Consider the following 547-nt stretch of genomic DNA (forward strand, 5'->3'; position numbering starts at 1 on the left):
ATCAACACCGAAGTTCAACGTCACTCTAGCTTCACCCGCTTGTGATGCGCCAAACTCCACATCCACACGACAGCTCGTATTTGCAGCTAACGTTGTTTGAGAGCATTGATCGTTGGCAATCAGTGCTGCATCAGTCACTCCTGAGCCGCCAATGCGTACATTTTCGACAGTGAATGCAGTATTTCCCGAATTACTAATCACAAATCCATGCTGCTTGAGTTCGCCAACATTAAACGCTGGCAACGTTTGATTAGCAGTGTAACCAACAGAAACGTTATCTTTCGGAGGAGTTGAAGTGCCGATGACGCCATCCACAAAACTGCGCAATGCTGCAATATCACTGTACACGCCGTACATACCCGGACGTGCACACCCTATTCCCCAGCTAACCACGCCAAGTTGGGTAATCGCACCGCCGCGATTAATAACGATTGGGCCACCGCTGTCACCCTGACATGAATCTATCCCACCTTGCGGCACGCCTGCACAGAATGCCACTTCCCCAACGGTGGTGTAGTTTCCACCCGCCTGACGACAAGTGGCATCC

The 547-nt window shown here is 51.0% G+C and carries 1 protein-coding gene; it reads right to left on the reverse strand.

Annotated features, from left to right (window positions below; all coding sequences use genetic code 11):
- On the reverse strand, window positions 1-547 hold a 547-nt coding region (locus R7044_RS27430), incomplete at both ends, for a trypsin-like serine protease (protein ID WP_225456253.1).

The organism is Vibrio sp. 1402 (assembly GCF_033340275.1).